Genomic DNA, 15,895 nt, shown 5'->3' with positions numbered 1-15,895 from the left:
CATAACGCACCCGGCATGGGCCGGATGCGCTTGAAAAATAAGGCTCTTGCCGGTCAGGGGGTTATTTGAATCGGTCCGTGCCCCAACTGGATGGCGACAAAGCTGGCAAGGCCCATGGCCATCGCGACCAGAAGCGCCACCAGCACACGGTCGCCAATGCGCGACCAGATCAGCCGGATATTATTGAACTCTGCGTCAAGATAAGCCATGCGCCCCTCCATCGTTTCGGACGGTATGCCGGGCAATCGGGGCGGGAATGTGGCGCGGGCGTGGCCGTTTCAAGGAAACGGCCTTCGCCTAGCAGGTCAGATCGTTGAACAGGGCAAAGAGGAACAGGGTCAGGACAAGTGCCATGCCCAGCGTCATCAGCACGCGTACGGCCTGATCGTTCGCGGGACGGCGGGCCACGGCCTCGTAGGCGTGGAACATCAGGTGCCCGCCGTCGAGTGGCGGTATGGGAAACAGGTTCAGGAACCCGATCGCCACAGAGATCACGCCAAGAAACCAGATGAATTCCACCAAGCCATCCGACGCTTTCGCGACCGAGGCTTCGGCAATCCCGATGGGGCTGGACAGATTACAGGTGCTGATCTGCCCGACGATCATGTAATACAACCCCTCGATAGAGGTGCGGGTGATGGTCCAGAGTTGCCCGGCCGCGATTGTCACGGTTTCGACCACGCCGGGGCTGCGGGTGCCGTATTCGAACACCGCGCCGGATGTCAGGCCAATCAGGTAACGGGTTTCAAACCCGCCTCCGGGCAGTGGCAGGTCGGTGCTGCGCGGTTCCAGCGTCAGCGCCAGTTCATCGCCCCCGCGCCAGACTGTCAGGTCCAGCGGCGCACCTTCTGACGCGGCAACCTTGTCGCGCAACTGGTTGAAAGTGGCGATCTGATCGCCGTTTATTGACAAGATCACATCACCCGGCTGCATCTGCGCATCGCGCGCAGCCGATTGCATCGCGACCGACCCCGCAAGCGGCGGCATGGGATGCGGACCTGTGACCTGCATTTCGCGCCCGTCGCGCAGCACGGTATAATCCAGCACCGCTTGCGCTGGCAAGTCTTGGGCGCTGCCCAGAAAATCCGACAGAGTTTCGGTCTGAATGCCGCCGACTGCCAGAATACGGTCGCCCTGTTGCAACTGGAATGGAGCTGCGGGCAGCTCGGTAATCTCGCCCACAACGGGTTCATCTACGGCAATGCCCTCATACACGATCAGGCCTGCAAAGACGACGAAGGCAAATATAAAATTGAACACAGGGCCGGCCGCAACGGTTGCGGCGCGCGCCCAGAGCGGTGCGCCATGCATGGTGCGACGGCGCTCAGCGGCACTCAGCCCCGACATTGCACCATCATCCTTGCCAGATGTTGCGCCGGAATCGCCTGCGAATTTCACATAGCCGCCCAAAGGGATTGCCGCGAATTGCCAGACCGTGCCGCGTTTGTCCGTGCGTTGGGCCAGAACCGGCCCGAAGCCTATTGAAAACACATCGGCATGGATACCCGACCAGCGCCCGACAATGTAGTGGCCGTATTCATGCACCGCTACGATGATGGACAGGACCACGACAAAGGCCGCGATGGTTGCAAAGAAATTGCCGAAATCGGGCAAGAGGCCAAGAGCGTCCAAAATGCTGTCCTTCAATCGGGTATGCTAGGTCAGGTCCGCGGCGATCCGGCGCGCGGTCTCTCTAGCCAAGTGGTCCATCTGTTGCACGGTTTCAAGCGTGCATACTGGCGCAGTCAGGCGAGAATCGGTCAAAAGCGTGTCAATCGTGCGGTCGACCAGCGCTGCCATCTGCAAGAACCTCAGACGCCCGGCGATAAACTCATCAAGCGCCACCTCTTTGGCAGCATTGAACACCGCCCCGGCATGGCCGTGCAGGTCCATGACCTGCCGCGCCAAGCGCAGCGCGGGGAAGCGGTCGGGGTCCGGTGCCTCGAAGGTCAACTGGCCCATGGCAGCAAGGTCCAGCCGCGCGACGGGCAATTCCGACCGCTCGGGCCAGTTGAGCGCGTAGCCGATGGCGTGGCGCATGTCGGGCGGACCAAGATGCGCCATAAGCGCGCCGTCACGGAACCCGACCATTGCATGGATGATGGATTGCGGATGCACCAACACTTCGATCTGATCGGGCGCGATGCCGAAATATTCCCGCGTTTCAATCAGTTCCAGCGCCTTGTTGAACAGCGTTGCGCTGTCGATGGTAATGCGCTGGCCCATGGACCAATTCGGGTGTGTCTGCGCCTGCGCAAGTGTCGCATCTTCTAGCTGCGCCTTGTTCCATGTGCGGAAAGGCCCGCCCGATGCGGTGATGATAACACGCTCGACCGCCGCCATATCCTCGCCCACCAGCGCCTGAAACACGGCGGAATGCTCGGAATCCACCGGCAGGATGCGCGCGCCGTGGCGGGCGGCCTCTGCCATCAACAGCGGGCCTGCGGTGACAAGCGATTCCTTGTTGGCCAACGCCAGCGTCGCGCCTTGGGCGAGTGCCCGGAACCCCGGCTCCAACCCTGCTGCGCCGACTATGGCGGACATGACCCAATCGGCAGGGCGGCTTGCCGCTTCTATAAGCGCCTGCGTGCCCGCCGCGACCTCTGTGCCACTACCAGCCAGCGCCGCGCGCAGAGGCTCCAGGCAGTCGTCATAGGCTGTTACCGCCAATTCTGCCCGCGATTCGCGCGCCTGCTCCGCCAAACGCGCCACGTTGCGACCGCCGGTCAGGGCCACGACCTGAATATCGGGCCGCGCGCGCAGCAGGTCAAAGGTGCTTTCCCCGATGGACCCTGTCGCGCCGAACACAGACACCCGCATGCGATCAGCCCCCCAGAAAGCCGGTCTGCGCGAGGACAAGTTCGACCAACGCAGCCGCGACCAGTGCGTCGAAGCGGTCCATGACGCCGCCGTGCCCGGGGATCAGGTTGGAACTGTCCTTGACGCCCGCGTGCCGCTTGATCGCGCTTTGCGCGATGTCGCCGGCCTGCCCCGCCATGGCGATCAGAACCGACGCCACAATCAGCCCCGGCCCCGCCGCCAAAAGCGGCATGAAGAGCAGCGCAACCGCGACAGCGACCGCCCAGCCCGCGACCGTGCCGGACCATGTTTTCTTGGGGCTGACGCGCGGCCACAGCTTTGGCCCGCCAAAGATGCGCCCGGCGAAATACCCCGCGACATCGGACCCAACCACCAGTGCAACCAGCCAGAGCACCCAAAGCGCGCCGAAATCACCGCGCAGCGCGATCAGGCCCAGCCCTGCCAGCAGGATCAGCCCCAGATAGGCCCCGGCCACACTACGATCCTTTGGGAAACGCCATGCCAGCAGAACCGCGACAAGCGCCGTCAGCGACAGCAGCACCATACCGTCAAAGCGCCAAATAAACACGATCAGCACAACGGCGGCGGTGAAGCCCGCTGCCTCGGCCTTGCCGAAGGCCGCGTCGGGGTCGAGCATGCGCGACAGCTCCCACACCATCAGCCCCGATAGCACGCAGACCAATACCCTAAAGACCGGGCCACCCAGCCAGATCGCCCCCGCGCCAAGCCCCGCCATGGCCGCGCCGGACAAGGCCCGCGCGCGCAGGTCAGAGAATTCGGCCACGCTATTTGACCCCGCCGAAGCGGCGTTCGCGCAGCCCGTATTCGTGCAGAATATCGGCCATGGTCTGCGGCGTGAAATCGGGCCACAGGACTGGCGTAAATACGTATTCGGAATAGGCGGCCTGCCACAGCAGATAGTTTGACACCCGCGTTTCACCCGAGGTGCGCACAACAAGATCGGGATCGGGCAGATCCGAGGTGTCCAGATATGACGCGAAATGCGTATCGCTGATCGTCGCCGGATCCAGCTTACCCGCCGCCACGTCGCGCGCAGCGGCGCGGACAGCGCGCGCAATCTCGTCGCGGCCGCCGTAATTGATGGCCACGGTCAGGTGCACCCGGTCATTCTTTGCCGTGTCTTGCTCTATCCAGTCGAACAGAGCTTGCAGTTTCGGGTCCAACCGCTTGCGATCACCGATAATGCGCATCCGAACGCCTTCGCGGTTCATGCGTCCGGCCTCGCGCTTTATGTAGCGCCCGAAGAGCGACATCAGTCCAAGCACTTCCTCGGTCGAACGTTTCCAATTCTCGGTCGAGAATGCATAGAGCGTCAGATACCGGACACCGATTTCGGGGCAGGAATCGACCAGTTCGCGAACCCGCTCGGCCCCTTTGCGGTGGCCGACGAGCCGTGGCCACCCCCGGTTTTTGGCCCAGCGCCCGTTGCCATCCATTATGATCGCGACATGCAGATGGTTCTGCAAGGCCGGGTCTTGGTCGTCATCGTTGCGCTGGTCAAATGTCATACTAAAAACGCCTGTCGCCTGAAGACTTGTGCGGGCCTAAACCTGCATGATCTCTTCTTGCTTGTTATCAAGTGCCGCATCGACCTTGCCAATATAGGTGTTGGTCAAATCCTGTATTTCCTCGGACCAGAGCTTTTGCTCGTCCTCTGACATGCCTGCCGCCTTGGCCTTTTTCAACTGGTCCATCCCGTCGCGGCGGATGTTGCGCACGGCAACGCGGGCATGTTCGGCGTATTGTGCGGCAACCTTGCTCAACTCGCGGCGGCGTTCCTCGTTCAGTTCCGGGATCGGCAGCATGATGATGGTGCCGTTCAACTGCGGGTTTATCCCAAGACCGGATTCGCGGATGGCCTTTTCAACCTTACCGACCAAGGACTTGTCCCAGACATTGATCGTCACCATGCGCGGTTCTGGCACGTTCACGGTGCCAACCTGGTTAATCGGGGTGTTCTGGCCATATGCCTCGACCATGATCGGGTCCAGCATAGAGGCTGACCCGCGCCCCGTGCGCAATGACGCAAATTCGGTTTTCAGCGCGCCCATGGCCCCGTCCATGCGGCGTTTCAGATCGTCCAGATCAATCTCAATTTCGTCAGACATGCCTGTTTTGTCCCCTTGCTCGGGCGCGGCATAGTGCCGCCACGCCCCTTGATACCGAAAAGTAGCCCGCAGTGGTAGCCCGCGCGCTAGCGTTCTACGATTGTATGCGGACCCTCGCCCGCCAGAATGCTGCGGAACCCGCCCGGCTGGTCCAGCCCGAACACGATAATCGGCAGGTTGTTGTCGCGCGCCAGCGCGAGTGCGCTGGTATCCATCACTTTCAGATTGCGCGACAGTGCTTCGTCATAGCTGATCTTGTCATAGCGTTTGGCGTCCGCATTCTGGCGTGGGTCTTTGTCATACACCCCGTCGACCCCGTTCTTACCCATGAAAATCGCGTCACAGGCCATCTCAGAGGCGCGCAAGGCAGCAGCCGTATCGGTGGTGAAATACGGGTTCCCGGTGCCGGCGGTGAAGATACAAACGCGCTTCTTTTCCAAATGGCGCACGGCGCGACGGCGAATATAAGGTTCGCAGATCTGGTCCATCGGAATGGCGCTGACAACGCGGGTGAACACGCCCACCGTTTCCAGCGCCGCCTGCATGGCCAGCGCGTTCATGACCGTCGCCAGCATTCCCATATAGTCGGCTGTCGTGCGCTCCATCCCCTGCGCGGACCCTTGCAGCCCGCGAAAGATGTTGCCACCGCCGATGACCATGCAGACCTCGACGCCCATCTCGTGAACCGATTTCACCTCTTCAGCGATGCGCGCCACGGTGGGCGGGTGCAGCCCGTAGCCCTGATCGCCCATCAACGCCTCGCCCGATACTTTAAGCATGACGCGCTTGTAGTGCGGGCGGTCGGCGGGATCGGTCATCGGGCTTCCTTCCATGGGCGCGCGGCGTCATCCTTGCCGCAGGCGCTTTCATCCGGCGCAAAAATGTCGGAAAACGGCACAAGGTTCAACGTGAAAGCGAAGGTCATGCCCGAAATTGCCGATGCGCTGTCACGTTTGCTTGGCGATCCGCCACAACCAGATAGCCCGGTGCTGTTGGCTGGCCCTACCGCAAGCGGCAAATCCGGCTTGGCGTTGGAACTTGCACGCAGGCAGGGCCGTGCCGTGGTCAATGCCGATGCGCTGCAAGTCTATGATATGTGGAGGATTTTGACCGCGCGCCCCGATGCGCAGGACTGCGCGGCAGCGCCGCACTTTTTATACGGCACCGTTGGCGCGGGAGCGGAGTGGTCGGTTGGCCACTGGCTGCGCGCCATGCGCAGTATTCTGGCGGACCACCCCAATGCCGTGGTCGTGGGCGGCACCGGCCTTTACTTTCGCGCCCTGACCGAAGGACTTGCAGAAATTCCACCCACACCCGCAGATGTGCGGGCCGAGGCCGATGCATTGGTCGCAGGCGACGGCATTGCGCCGCTGCTGGGCGGGCTGGACCCTGACACTCGCGCGCGGATCGACATGCAAAACCCCGCCCGCGTGCAGCGCGCGTGGGAGGTGCAGCGCGCCACGGGACAGGGGCTTGCCGCATGGCAGGACGCCACGCCACCACCCTTGCTGCCACTGGAGCACGCGACGGCATATCTTATGCTGCCAACGCCCGAATGGTCCGCTTCGCGAATCGCCTCGCGCTTCGAGCAGATGATCGCACAAGGCGCTTTGGACGAAGCACGCGCCGTGTTGCCCCACTGGGCCCCGCGTGCGCCATGGGCCAAGGCGATCGGCGCACCGGAACTGATTGCGCATCTTCAAGGCCATATCTCGTTGTCAGAGGCCACCAACGCCGCAACACTTGCCACGCGCCAATATGCAAAGCGCCAGCGCACTTGGTTTCGGGCGCGTATGTCAGGCTGGGAACGGCTGCTGTAGCGGCGACTGCCAGAGTCACCGAATTGCAACGCATCGCCATAAAGGCGCCCACGACTCACGGTTGCGTGAGGATATGGTCTTCCCCTGCCCTGCCACTGTCCTAATCTTGCCCAGATCCGGGGGGACAGAGGCCAGATGACTCGCATACCAGACCAACCAAAACGCCTGCGCATTGTTCCAATCTCGAAACTGGCCGCCGCCCCGAAATGGCAGCTTGAAACACTGCGCGCTCTGCGCGAGCCGGTGTTTTTCTGGTTCACAGCAGGCCAAGGCCGCATCACGCTCGGCGGTAGCACTCGCGGGGTTCACCCGCATAACGCGATCTACATCCCCCCCGGAACAATGTATGGCTTTCAGGCCATGACCCGCACGCAGGGTGTTGCACTGCATATGGGTGATCCGACCGGCCTTGATCTGCCCGAAACGCCGCTGCACCTGCGCCTTCGCGACGGGTCGCAACATGCAGAGGTTGCGCAGATCATGGATGCGATCCAGCGCGAACTGGAGGGTGCAAAAGACTTCGCAGAACGCGCCGCACGTCATCAGATCGGGCTGTTGGCGATCTGGCTGGAGCGTCAGCGCAGCAGTGCGGGCGATGACAGCCCCCGCGGCCTGTCCTCGACCAATGCGAACGAACGGCTGACGGCACGCTATTCGACCCTGCTGGAACGCAGTTTCGGCTCTGCGTTGAATGTCGGCGACTATGCACAGGCGCTTGGGGTGACACCTACCCATCTGACACGGGCCTGCCGGGCGAGTTGCGGGCGCACCGCACTGCAACTGGTGCAGGAACGCCGCCTGTACGAGGCGCGGCGCCTGCTCAGCGAAACCGATGTGCCCGTGCAGGACATCGCGCGCAATCTTGGGTTCTCGACACCCGGCTATTTTTCGCGCGCGTTTTCGGCCCATACCGGGACAGCGCCATCACTTTACCGCAAGGCACGCGGGGCCTGAACCCTGACCCTTGCGGGCCGCGCGGCACTTGTCCGAGCAATATCGCACCTCGTCCCAGACCTTTGCCCATTTCTTGCGCCACGCAAAAGGGCGTCCGCAGGTCGCACAGGTCTTGCTGGGCAAATCGCCCTTTTTCAAATGCCGCGCCATCCTGCACTCCTTGGGTGCAAACAAAAACTAGCCTCATACGAACCCCGGTCAAAGCGCAACCCATACGAATATTCGAATGTTCTTCTTGCGCTGTGGCAGCTTGCCGCGCATGCTTGTGCTGCGAGGCGCAAGAAAGTGGCTCGCTTTCTGGGAGGAAAACCATGCGAAACATCATAAAATCCGGCCTTGTGGCGGGCCTTATCGCGCTTGCCCCTCTGGCAGCACTGGCAGAGGGCGCAAAAGTCGCCATCCATGTGGACGAAGAAAACGTCAGCACCATGAACATGGCGCTGAACAATGCGGCCAATATTATCAAGCACTATGAAGGGCTTGGCGAAGAGATCACGGTCGAGATCGTCACCTATGGTCCCGGTCTGCACATGCTGCGCGCCGACACGTCGCCGGTCAGTGCGCGGATTTCCGAAATGGGGCTGCTGCATGAAAACCTCAGCTTTTCGGCCTGTCTGAACACGGTCCAAGCCATGCAGCAACGCATGCAATCCGATGTTCCACTGCTGCCAGAGGCCACGACCGTGCCATCCGGCGCCGTGCGGCTGATGGAACTGCAATATGAGGGCTATGCCTATCTGCGGCCCTAAAGATCAAAACTAAGCTGCGCAGGGTCCGACCCTTTTTTGCTGGGGCGTTTGCGTGTTGCCGCACGCTTTGCGCCAGCGCTGCTACGGTCGGTCCCGCGCGCCCGCGACGCATGCTTGACCGCGATCTCGCGGGCGGCGTCACCAAACCCGGCATCCTTACGCAGCCCCCACATCACATCGCGCGCCCGCCGCGCGGCTTGGGCCAGATCGACCAACGGCTCTGGGTAGCGCGTGCCCAAGACCGCGCCGGCATTGGGCGCGGTCCAAGGCTCATGCAGATGCGCCGGCGCAATCTGCGCCAGTTCGGGCACCCAAGCGCGGATGAACCGCCCTTCCGGGTCTTGATCATGCCCCTGCTTCACGGGGTTGTAGATGCGCAACGTGTTTATGCCCGTCGTGCCCGATTGCATCTGGCACTGGCTCCAGTGAATACCCGGCTCGTAATCGGTAAAGCGCCGCGCCAGCACCGCGCCGGTATCGCGCCAATCAAGCCATAGGTGATAGCTGGCAAAACTCATCAGCATCGCCCGCATGCGGAAATTCAACCAGCCCGTGGCGGTCAGATAGCGCATGCACGCATCGACAAAAGGCACGCCGGTCTGGCCGCTGGCCCAAGCGGTCAACCGCGCCGAGTCGGTGTCGCGCAGCCCCTCATGGGCCGGGTGCAGACAGCGTTGCTCCAGCGCGGGTTCATCTTCCAGCTTCTGGATGAAGTGATCGCGCCACGCCAACCGCTTGGCAAAACTTGTCATCGACGCTTTCCAACCGGCCCGGTCCACGGGTGCCGCCTGTCGTGCCAGTTCGACCTCGCGCACCGACAGCACGCCCAGCGCCAGATAGGGCGACAGACGAGAGCAGGCCCGCTCGCCGGTCAAGGGCGACGACATCTTTGCGCGGTAGCCCTCGGCCCGCGTCGCAAGAAAACTGTCGAGCGTGGCGCGCGCGGCGCGGTGGCTGCCGTTTTGGCGGTGCGCACAGGGGTCTGAAGCCATCCCCAAGCCGCGCGCATCTGGCAGGCGGTCGGGCAGATCGGTGGTGCAGACAGGTTCCAAAGCCTCCGGCGTTTCGGCCCTGCCTTGCCGGATAAAGCGATTGCGCGCGCCCTGCCACCCGTCCCGGCTGGCCAGCCGTCGCACGACGGCGCATTGCGGCACTTCCTGCCAGTCTATCCCCTGCGCGCGCGCCCATGCGCCCACACGGCGGTCGCGCGCATAAGTCCAAGCGTTGCCGGTTTCCTCATGGCTGACCATGCGTTTTATCTTGAAACGGCGGCACAGACGCGACAGCTCCGCAATCGCCTCGCCCTTGCGAATGATTAACGGTTGCCCCAACTCCGCCAGTTCCGCCCGCAGGCTGTGCAGCGCTTCGGCGGTAAAGGCCCACTGCCGCGCCGATGTATCCGACAAGGCCCAATAATCAGGCTCTATAATATAAACCGGCAGAACATGCGGCCCCGCTATAGCCAGCGCAGGGTGATCGGTGACCCGCAGGTCACGTTTGTACCAAAGAAGGACAGGCGCGCTCATTTCGCCGGATGTATCGCTCCTGTTCGGGGCGTCAAGCAATTTGTTCACTATATGTTCACTCACGCACGCTAGAATGTGACTGCGCGTTCCGGCGCTGGCTGCTATAAAGGGGGATGCGGATTGTTGCTCTTGTTTTTGCTGTGCTGTGTGGCCCCGTTCAGGCCTGCACGCCCGTCACCATGCCAGAGGCTGAGGTGCATCTGGCAAGCATCAACGCGGCACGCGCCGATGCCGGGCTTGCGCCTGTGGCCCTGGATGCGGGGCTGTCGCGGATGGCACGGGACCATGCGTGCGACATGGCCACTCGCGGTTATTTCGACCATACCGCCCCCGATGGCAGCGGCCTGTTCGACCGCGCGACCCGCGCGGGCCTGATGGGCTTTTGCCAACTGGCCGAGAATATTGCGCGCGGTCAGCAGGATATTCCGACCGTCATGGCGATATGGCTGCGCTCCCCCGGCCACCGCGCGAACCTTCTCGATGCGGGGCTGACGCATGTGGGGCTGGGCCGCGCGCAGGGGCCGCATTGGGTGCAGGTCTTCGGCGGGCAGTGCTGATTGCACCTATGCTGCAACTGCACTACCCCTAGGGCGAAACTCCCGGAGGATATGATGCGCGACACCGCCCAGCCGATCTACCTTGCCGATTATCAGCCGCCCGCCTTTCTGGTCGAACAGGTCGATCTGACCTTCAGGCTTGCGCCACGCACCACGCGCGTCATAAGCCGGATCCGCTTTGCGCCCAACCCGGCGGCAATGCCCGGCCAGCCCTTGCGGCTGGATGGCGAGGACTTGCGGCTGATCTCGGTCAGCATAGACGGTGTCGCCCAGGACGTGACGCCGGATGCGACCGGACTGACGCTGGATGCCGCCGACCTGCCGGATGGCCCCTTCACATGGCAGGCCGAGGTCGAGATCGCGCCCGAAAGCAACACCGCGCTGGACGGGCTTTATATGTCGAACGGCATGTATTGCACTCAATGCGAGGCCGAAGGCTTTCGCAAGATTACCTTCTACCCCGACCGCCCCGATGTCATGGCCCCGTTCCGGGTGCGCATTGAAAGCGACCTGCCTGTATTGCTGTCCAACGGCAATCCGGCGGGCGCGGGCAAAGGGTGGGCCGAATGGAACGATCCGCACCCCAAACCCAGCTACCTGTTCGCACTGGTCGCGGGCGATCTGGTCGCCACAAAGGACCGCTTTACCACGATGGACGGGCGCGAGGTCGCGCTCAATATCTGGGTGCGCAAGGGCGATGAGGGCAAGACCGCCTATGCAATGGACGCGTTGAAACGGTCGATGCTGTGGGACGAGCAGGTTTACAGTCGCGCCTATGACTTGGACATTTTCAACATCGTGGCCGTGGATGATTTCAATATGGGCGCGATGGAGAATAAAGGCTTGAACATTTTCAACTCTCGCTACGTTCTGGCCTCGAGTGCGACAGCAACCGATAGTGATTTCGCGGCCATCGAACGAATTATCGCGCATGAGTATTTCCACAACTGGACCGGCAACCGGATTACCTGCCGCGACTGGTTCCAACTCTCGCTGAAAGAAGGGCTGACCGTGTTTCGCGATCAGCAATTCATGGGCGACATGCGCAGCCATGCGGTGAAACGGATCGAGGATGTTCTGACCCTGCGCGCCCGCCAGTTCCGCGAGGATGCCGGGCCGCTCGCCCACCCTGTTCGCCCCGAAAGCTATGTCGAGATTAACAATTTCTACACTGCCACCGTGTATGAAAAAGGTGCGGAGCTGATCCGAATGCTGCGCCTTCTGGTGGGTGAGGACCGCTACGCTGCGGCATTGGACCTGTATTTCGCGCGCCATGACGGGCAGGCCTGCACAATCGAGGATTGGATCGCGGTCTTTGCCGAAGCGGCCGGGCGCGACCTGTCGCAGTTCAAGCGGTGGTATGAACAGGCCGGCACGCCACAGGTCACGCTGGTCGAGGACTGGGCAGACCAAACATTGACGCTGACGCTGCGCCAGCACACCTCACCCACGCCGGGCCAACCGCTGAAAGAGCCGCTGCTCGTTCCCGTGGCAATCGGGTTGGTCGGGCCGGATGGGGCGGAGTTGTTGCCGACCCAGGTGCTGGAACTCGACAGCCCCGAACAGGTGTTCACCTTTGCCGATCTGCCTGCGCGTCCCGTGGTGTCGGCGCTGCGCGGATTTTCGGCGCCAGTGGTGCTGGAGCATGCGCAATCAAGCCATGAGCGTGCCACGCTTCTGGGCCATGACACTGACGCGTTCGCGCGGTTCGAAGCGGGGCGCAACCTTGCCAGCGACATCCTGCACGCGATGGTGCTGGAGGGCGCGCGCCCCGGCCCGGAATACCTAGAGGCCATGCGCCTTGCGCTGACGGATGACACGCTTGACCCCGCGTTCCGCGCATTGGTGTTGCGCTTGCCGGGCGAGGATGAACTGGCACAAAGCCTGCACGCGGCGGGCCATACGCCCGATCCAGATGCCATCCATGCCGCGCGCAAACGCGCGCTTCATATCTTGGCCGACGCGATGGCGGGCGATCTGTCGGCAGTGATCGACGCCATGGCCACGCCCGGCCCCTATAGCCCCGATGCGCGCGATGCCGGTCGCCGCGCGCTGCGTCTGGCGGCGGCAGCTTTGCTGGCCCATGCCGATGGCGGCGCCAAAGCCCGCACGATCTTTGCACAGGCCGACAATATGACCGAGCAATTCGGCGCATGGACCGCGCTTCTGGCATCCGGCGACGGTGCCGAAGAAGGCGCACAATTCCACCGGCAATGGCAGGATGACCGGCTGGTGATGGACAAGTGGTTCGCCGCCCAAGTGATGTTCGCCAATCCCGCGCACGCGCCAGAGATCGCCGCAGAGCTGACCCGCCACCCGGCATTCGACTGGACCAACCCCAACCGCTTTCGTTCGGTCATCGGGGTTCTGGGCGCGCATCCGGCGGGGTTCCACCGCAAGGACGGCGCAGGATACGCGCTGGTGGCAGACTGGCTAATTCGGCTGGACGGGGCTAACCCGCAGGCCGCCGCCCGCATCTCGACCGTGTTCGAGACATGGGCGCGCTATGACGAGACACGCCAGGGGCTGATGCGTGCCGAATTGACCCGGGTTCTGGAACATCCCGCGCTTAGCCGCGATATGGGCGAGATGGTCGGGCGGATGCTGGGGTAAAGGTTGCGGCTGCCTATTCTGCCGCCTCGCGACGCGGGGCGCGGGCGGCCAGCACACGCGGGAAGCTGACGCGAAACGAAGCGCCCCCCTGCCCCGGCACATAGATAATGTCGCCGCCCAGATTTTGCATGATCTCGCGGCAGATCGCCAGGCCAAGCCCCGCGCCGCCTGCATGCATCGAATCCGTCAGGCGGGCGAATTTCTCGAAGATAAGCGACTGGCTTTCGGTCGGAATACCGGCGCCGTTATCGGTGAAATCAATTTCCACCATGTCCTGCGCCTGTCGCACCTGAATATACATCTCCGGGGCATCGCTGGTGCAATATTTACGCGCATTCGACAGGATATTGATGAATACCTGCGTCAGCCGCCCGGCATCTGTGGTGAGCATCACCTCTTCCTCGTCACTGGACCGCAGGATGCGGAAGTGTCGATCCGCCTGCACCGATTTGGACGATGTCACCGCCTGATCAATCAATTTGCGCAAATTGGCGGGGCCGATATCCAGCTGCACTTGCCCGTGTTCCAGAACAGACAGATCCAACAGATCATCCAGCAGCCGGGTCAGCCGGATGGATTCGTCATGGATGACTTGGGCAAAATGCGCTTGCTCTTCGGGCGACAGGCTGTCCGCATCCATCATAATCTCGGAAAACGCGCGGATCGAGGTCATGGGCGTGCGCAATTCATGGCTGATCTGCGACAGGAAGGCGTCTTTCTGTACCGACAATTTGCGCAGCTTGTCATTGGCCTCGCGCAGCTTGCGGGCGGTGCGCGACAGTTCTTCGGATTGTGCCTCGAGTTGGCTGGAATATTCCATGATCTGCGCGGTTTCCGACGCAACCGCCATCAGGTCTTCGACCGACACGACCGCCGTGCCCGCAGATTGTGCAATCATGGCATGCGCGGTTGCCGCGCCCACGGACCCGGCGAGTTTAAGCTCCAGCGCCTCTAGGAATTCGGGTGTTATGTCGGGCAGGAACCCCGCCTTGCCTTGCCTGCCAGCTTGCTCCTGAAAAAACCCTTGCGCAGGTTTCGCCCCGATAATGCGCTGCGCCATGGGCAGCAGATCTTCGGCTTGCGCCATGGGCCGCGACCAACTGCGCGCCGGGCCGGGGCGCTCGTAGATGTTCACAAACAGTGCGCCTTGCACCCGCTCAATCGGACTGGGAAAGCTGAGGAAGGACCCGATGCAAAACGTCAGCACATTGACCAGAAGCGACCAGAACAGCGCATGCAGCAACGGGTCCAGCGTGGTCAACCCGAACAGGCTGTAGGGGCGCAACCATGGCAGGCCCAACAGCCCATCGGTCATGACAGAGGCCGGCAGGATCACACCTGCGCCAAAACTGGGCAATAGCAGCGTATAGGCCCATAGCGCGGCGCCTGCCGACAGGCCCAGCGCCGCCCCTGTCCGGCTGGCGCCGCGCCAGAACAACGCGCCCAGCAGCGCAGGAAGGATTTGCGCAACCCCGACAAAGGCGATGAGGCCGATTGCCGCCAGCGCCTCTGACCCGCCCGACATGATGTAATAGAGGTAGCCCAACCCCAGTACGATGCTGATGGACAGCCGCCGCACATTCAGCACCAGAAGCCGCATATCGCCCGTGTCTTGTCCTTGCGCCGCGCGCAGGCGCAGCCACAAGGGCACGACGATATGGTTCGACACCATCGTGGCCAGCGCCAGAGAGGCCACGATCACCATGGATGTGGCCGCGGAAAACCCGCCCAAAAAGGCCAGAAGTGCCAGATCATCGCGCCCCAGATGCAGCGGCAGGGTCATGACGAACATGTCCGGGTTGCTACCAGTTGGCATGAGTTCCATGCCCAATGTGGCGATGGGCAGCACGAACAGGCTGATCGCGAACAGGTAGGTTGGAAAGGCCCAGCTTGCCGTGGCCAGATGCTTGTCATTCACGTTTTCGACCACAAGCACCTGAAACATGCGCGGCAGACAAATGATCGCAATGGCCGAAAGCAGGATAAGCCCGGTCCAGCGCCCCGGCTGAATTTGCCATTCGGGCAGCGCCTGTGCGTCAATCCGTGCCATCACATCCGCCGGGCCGCCAGCCACGCCCCAGACAACAAAGATGCCCACCGCCAGCAACGCGACAAGTTTGACCACCGCTTCCAGCGCGATGGCTGTCACCACGCCGTGGTGCTGCTCATTTGCGTCCAGATTGCGGGTGCCAAAGACGATAGTGAAAAACGCAAGTCCAATGGCTACCCAAAGCGCGATCAGGGTGCGGTCGCCCGCAACCGGGGCGCTGTCCATGTCGGTCACGAACACCGTGAAGGATTGCGCGATGGATTGCAGTTGCAGCGCTATGTAGGGCGTCCCCGCAGAGATGCACAGCAGGGTGACGATCACCCCCAGCAGGTTCGATTTGCCATAGCGCGACGAGATGAAATCCGCGATCGAGGTGACGCGGTTCTCGCGGCCGATCCGCACCAGTTTGCGCAGGATCACCCACCAGCCCACGAAAACCAGCGTCGGGCCAAGGTAGATGGTCATGAATTCCAGACCCGAGCGCGCGGCATAGCCGACCGCGCCATAGAAGGTCCATGCCGTGCAATAGACCGAGAGCGACAGCGTGTAGACCAGCGGTGAGCGCAGCCAGCCCGCGCGCCCTTCCTCTGCGCTGCGCTCTGCCAGGGAGGCCACGGCAAACAACAGCGCCACATAGCCAAGACAGGTCAGCACAAGCAGGTTGAAGGACATGCGCG

Annotated in this window: 15 protein-coding genes; 5 read left to right on the top strand and 10 right to left on the bottom strand. The window is 62.5% G+C overall.

Annotated elements, in window-relative coordinates; genetic code table 11:
* Positions 1-53 precede the first annotated feature (53 nt).
* From ROE7235_RS20115 to pyrH, 7 genes are all read right to left on the bottom strand, one after another.
* Positions 54-209, bottom strand: coding sequence for a hypothetical protein (locus tag ROE7235_RS20115; protein WP_183073450.1), 156 nt, complete (start codon positions 207-209; stop codon positions 54-56).
* Between the two features lie 88 nt (positions 210-297).
* Positions 298-1,632, bottom strand: a complete 1,335-nt coding sequence (rseP, locus tag ROE7235_RS09845) for an RIP metalloprotease RseP (RefSeq protein ID WP_121095190.1) — start codon at positions 1,630-1,632, stop codon at positions 298-300.
* 24 nt (positions 1,633-1,656) lie between these two features.
* Entirely contained in the window at positions 1,657-2,820 is a 1,164-nt protein-coding gene (gene dxr / locus ROE7235_RS09840) for a 1-deoxy-D-xylulose-5-phosphate reductoisomerase (protein WP_121095123.1), read from the bottom strand.
* Positions 2,821-2,824: 4 nt separating this feature from the next.
* Positions 2,825-3,604 (bottom strand): phosphatidate cytidylyltransferase, encoded by a 780-nt coding sequence (locus ROE7235_RS09835; RefSeq protein WP_245963926.1) that lies wholly within the window; start codon positions 3,602-3,604, stop codon positions 2,825-2,827.
* A 1-nt stretch (position 3,605) separates the two neighbouring features.
* Positions 3,606-4,349 carry a polyprenyl diphosphate synthase gene (gene uppS, locus ROE7235_RS09830; RefSeq protein WP_121095121.1) on the bottom strand — a complete coding sequence of 248 codons (744 nt, stop codon included), beginning with the start codon at positions 4,347-4,349 and terminating at the stop codon, positions 3,606-3,608.
* A 36-nt stretch (positions 4,350-4,385) separates the two neighbouring features.
* Positions 4,386-4,949: a ribosome recycling factor gene (gene frr, locus ROE7235_RS09825; protein WP_121095119.1), complete on the bottom strand. Its 564-nt coding sequence runs from the start codon at positions 4,947-4,949 to the stop codon at positions 4,386-4,388.
* 86 nt (positions 4,950-5,035) lie between these two features.
* Positions 5,036-5,767, bottom strand: coding sequence for a UMP kinase (gene pyrH, locus ROE7235_RS09820; protein WP_370743617.1), 732 nt, complete (start codon positions 5,765-5,767; stop codon positions 5,036-5,038).
* 105 nt (positions 5,768-5,872) lie between these two features.
* Here pyrH and miaA point away from each other — a divergent pair, with 105 nt between their 5' ends.
* Positions 5,873-6,769: a tRNA (adenosine(37)-N6)-dimethylallyltransferase MiaA gene (miaA, locus tag ROE7235_RS09815; RefSeq protein ID WP_245963925.1), complete on the top strand. Its 897-nt coding sequence runs from the start codon at positions 5,873-5,875 to the stop codon at positions 6,767-6,769.
* A gap of 135 nt (positions 6,770-6,904) precedes the next feature.
* Positions 6,905-7,723, top strand: coding sequence for a helix-turn-helix transcriptional regulator (locus ROE7235_RS09810; protein WP_121095114.1), 819 nt, complete (start codon positions 6,905-6,907; stop codon positions 7,721-7,723).
* Here ROE7235_RS09810 and ROE7235_RS09805 read toward each other — a convergent pair.
* Positions 7,694-7,873 carry a DUF2256 domain-containing protein gene (locus ROE7235_RS09805; RefSeq protein WP_121095112.1) on the bottom strand — a complete coding sequence of 60 codons (180 nt, stop codon included), beginning with the start codon at positions 7,871-7,873 and terminating at the stop codon, positions 7,694-7,696. The genes ROE7235_RS09810 and ROE7235_RS09805 overlap by 30 nt on opposite strands.
* A gap of 161 nt (positions 7,874-8,034) precedes the next feature.
* On the opposite strand from ROE7235_RS09805, the gene ROE7235_RS09800 reads away from it, so the two are divergent.
* Positions 8,035-8,472, top strand: coding sequence for a DsrE family protein (locus ROE7235_RS09800; protein WP_121095110.1), 438 nt, complete (start codon positions 8,035-8,037; stop codon positions 8,470-8,472).
* Here ROE7235_RS09800 and ROE7235_RS09795 read toward each other — a convergent pair.
* The gene (locus ROE7235_RS09795) at positions 8,469-9,998 is read right to left on the bottom strand and encodes an FAD-binding domain-containing protein (RefSeq protein WP_121095108.1); all 1,530 of its coding nucleotides are present in this window, start codon (positions 9,996-9,998) and stop codon (positions 8,469-8,471) included. The genes ROE7235_RS09800 and ROE7235_RS09795 overlap by 4 nt on opposite strands.
* Positions 9,999-10,111: 113 nt before the next feature.
* On the opposite strand from ROE7235_RS09795, the gene ROE7235_RS09790 reads away from it, so the two are divergent.
* Together ROE7235_RS09790 and pepN are read left to right on the top strand one after the other, a co-directional pair.
* Positions 10,112-10,555, top strand: a complete 444-nt coding sequence (locus ROE7235_RS09790) for a CAP domain-containing protein (protein ID WP_220669549.1) — start codon at positions 10,112-10,114, stop codon at positions 10,553-10,555.
* Positions 10,556-10,609: 54 nt separating this feature from the next.
* On the top strand, positions 10,610-13,168 hold the full coding sequence (pepN, locus tag ROE7235_RS09785; RefSeq protein WP_121095184.1) for an aminopeptidase N: 2,559 nt from the start codon (positions 10,610-10,612) through the stop codon (positions 13,166-13,168).
* A 13-nt stretch (positions 13,169-13,181) separates the two neighbouring features.
* On the opposite strand, the gene ROE7235_RS09780 is transcribed toward pepN, so the two are convergent.
* Complete coding sequence (locus tag ROE7235_RS09780) at positions 13,182-15,890, bottom strand: ATP-binding protein (RefSeq protein ID WP_121095106.1); 2,709 nt, start codon at positions 15,888-15,890, stop codon at positions 13,182-13,184.
* Positions 15,891-15,895 lie beyond the last annotated feature (5 nt).

Source organism: Roseinatronobacter ekhonensis (assembly GCF_900499075.1).
Taxonomy (GTDB): Bacteria; Pseudomonadota; Alphaproteobacteria; order Rhodobacterales; family Rhodobacteraceae; genus Roseinatronobacter; species Roseinatronobacter ekhonensis.
This window is presented reverse-complemented; position numbering and strand designations above follow the sequence as displayed.

Excerpts from the sequence above, each read along its gene's own strand:
- ROE7235_RS20115 (WP_183073450.1), bottom strand. The coding sequence starts at position 209 with ATGGCTTATCTTGACGCAGAGTTCAATAATATCCGGCTGATCTGGTCG.
- dxr (WP_121095123.1), bottom strand. The coding sequence starts at position 2,820 with ATGCGGGTGTCTGTGTTCGGCGCGACAGGGTCCATCGGGGAAAGCACC.
- uppS (WP_121095121.1), bottom strand. The coding sequence starts at position 4,349 with ATGACATTTGACCAGCGCAACGATGACGACCAAGACCCGGCCTTGCAG.
- frr (WP_121095119.1), bottom strand. The coding sequence starts at position 4,949 with ATGTCTGACGAAATTGAGATTGATCTGGACGATCTGAAACGCCGCATG.
- pyrH (WP_370743617.1), bottom strand. The coding sequence starts at position 5,767 with ATGACCGATCCCGCCGACCGCCCGCACTACAAGCGCGTCATGCTTAAA.
- miaA (WP_245963925.1), top strand. The coding sequence starts at position 5,873 with ATGCCCGAAATTGCCGATGCGCTGTCACGTTTGCTTGGCGATCCGCCA.
- ROE7235_RS09810 (WP_121095114.1), top strand. The coding sequence starts at position 6,905 with ATGACTCGCATACCAGACCAACCAAAACGCCTGCGCATTGTTCCAATC.
- ROE7235_RS09805 (WP_121095112.1), bottom strand. The coding sequence starts at position 7,873 with ATGGCGCGGCATTTGAAAAAGGGCGATTTGCCCAGCAAGACCTGTGCG.
- ROE7235_RS09800 (WP_121095110.1), top strand. The coding sequence starts at position 8,035 with ATGCGAAACATCATAAAATCCGGCCTTGTGGCGGGCCTTATCGCGCTT.
- ROE7235_RS09795 (WP_121095108.1), bottom strand. The coding sequence starts at position 9,998 with ATGAGCGCGCCTGTCCTTCTTTGGTACAAACGTGACCTGCGGGTCACC.
- ROE7235_RS09790 (WP_220669549.1), top strand. The coding sequence starts at position 10,112 with ATGCGGATTGTTGCTCTTGTTTTTGCTGTGCTGTGTGGCCCCGTTCAG.
- pepN (WP_121095184.1), top strand. The coding sequence starts at position 10,610 with ATGCGCGACACCGCCCAGCCGATCTACCTTGCCGATTATCAGCCGCCC.
- ROE7235_RS09780 (WP_121095106.1), bottom strand. The coding sequence starts at position 15,890 with ATGTCCTTCAACCTGCTTGTGCTGACCTGTCTTGGCTATGTGGCGCTG.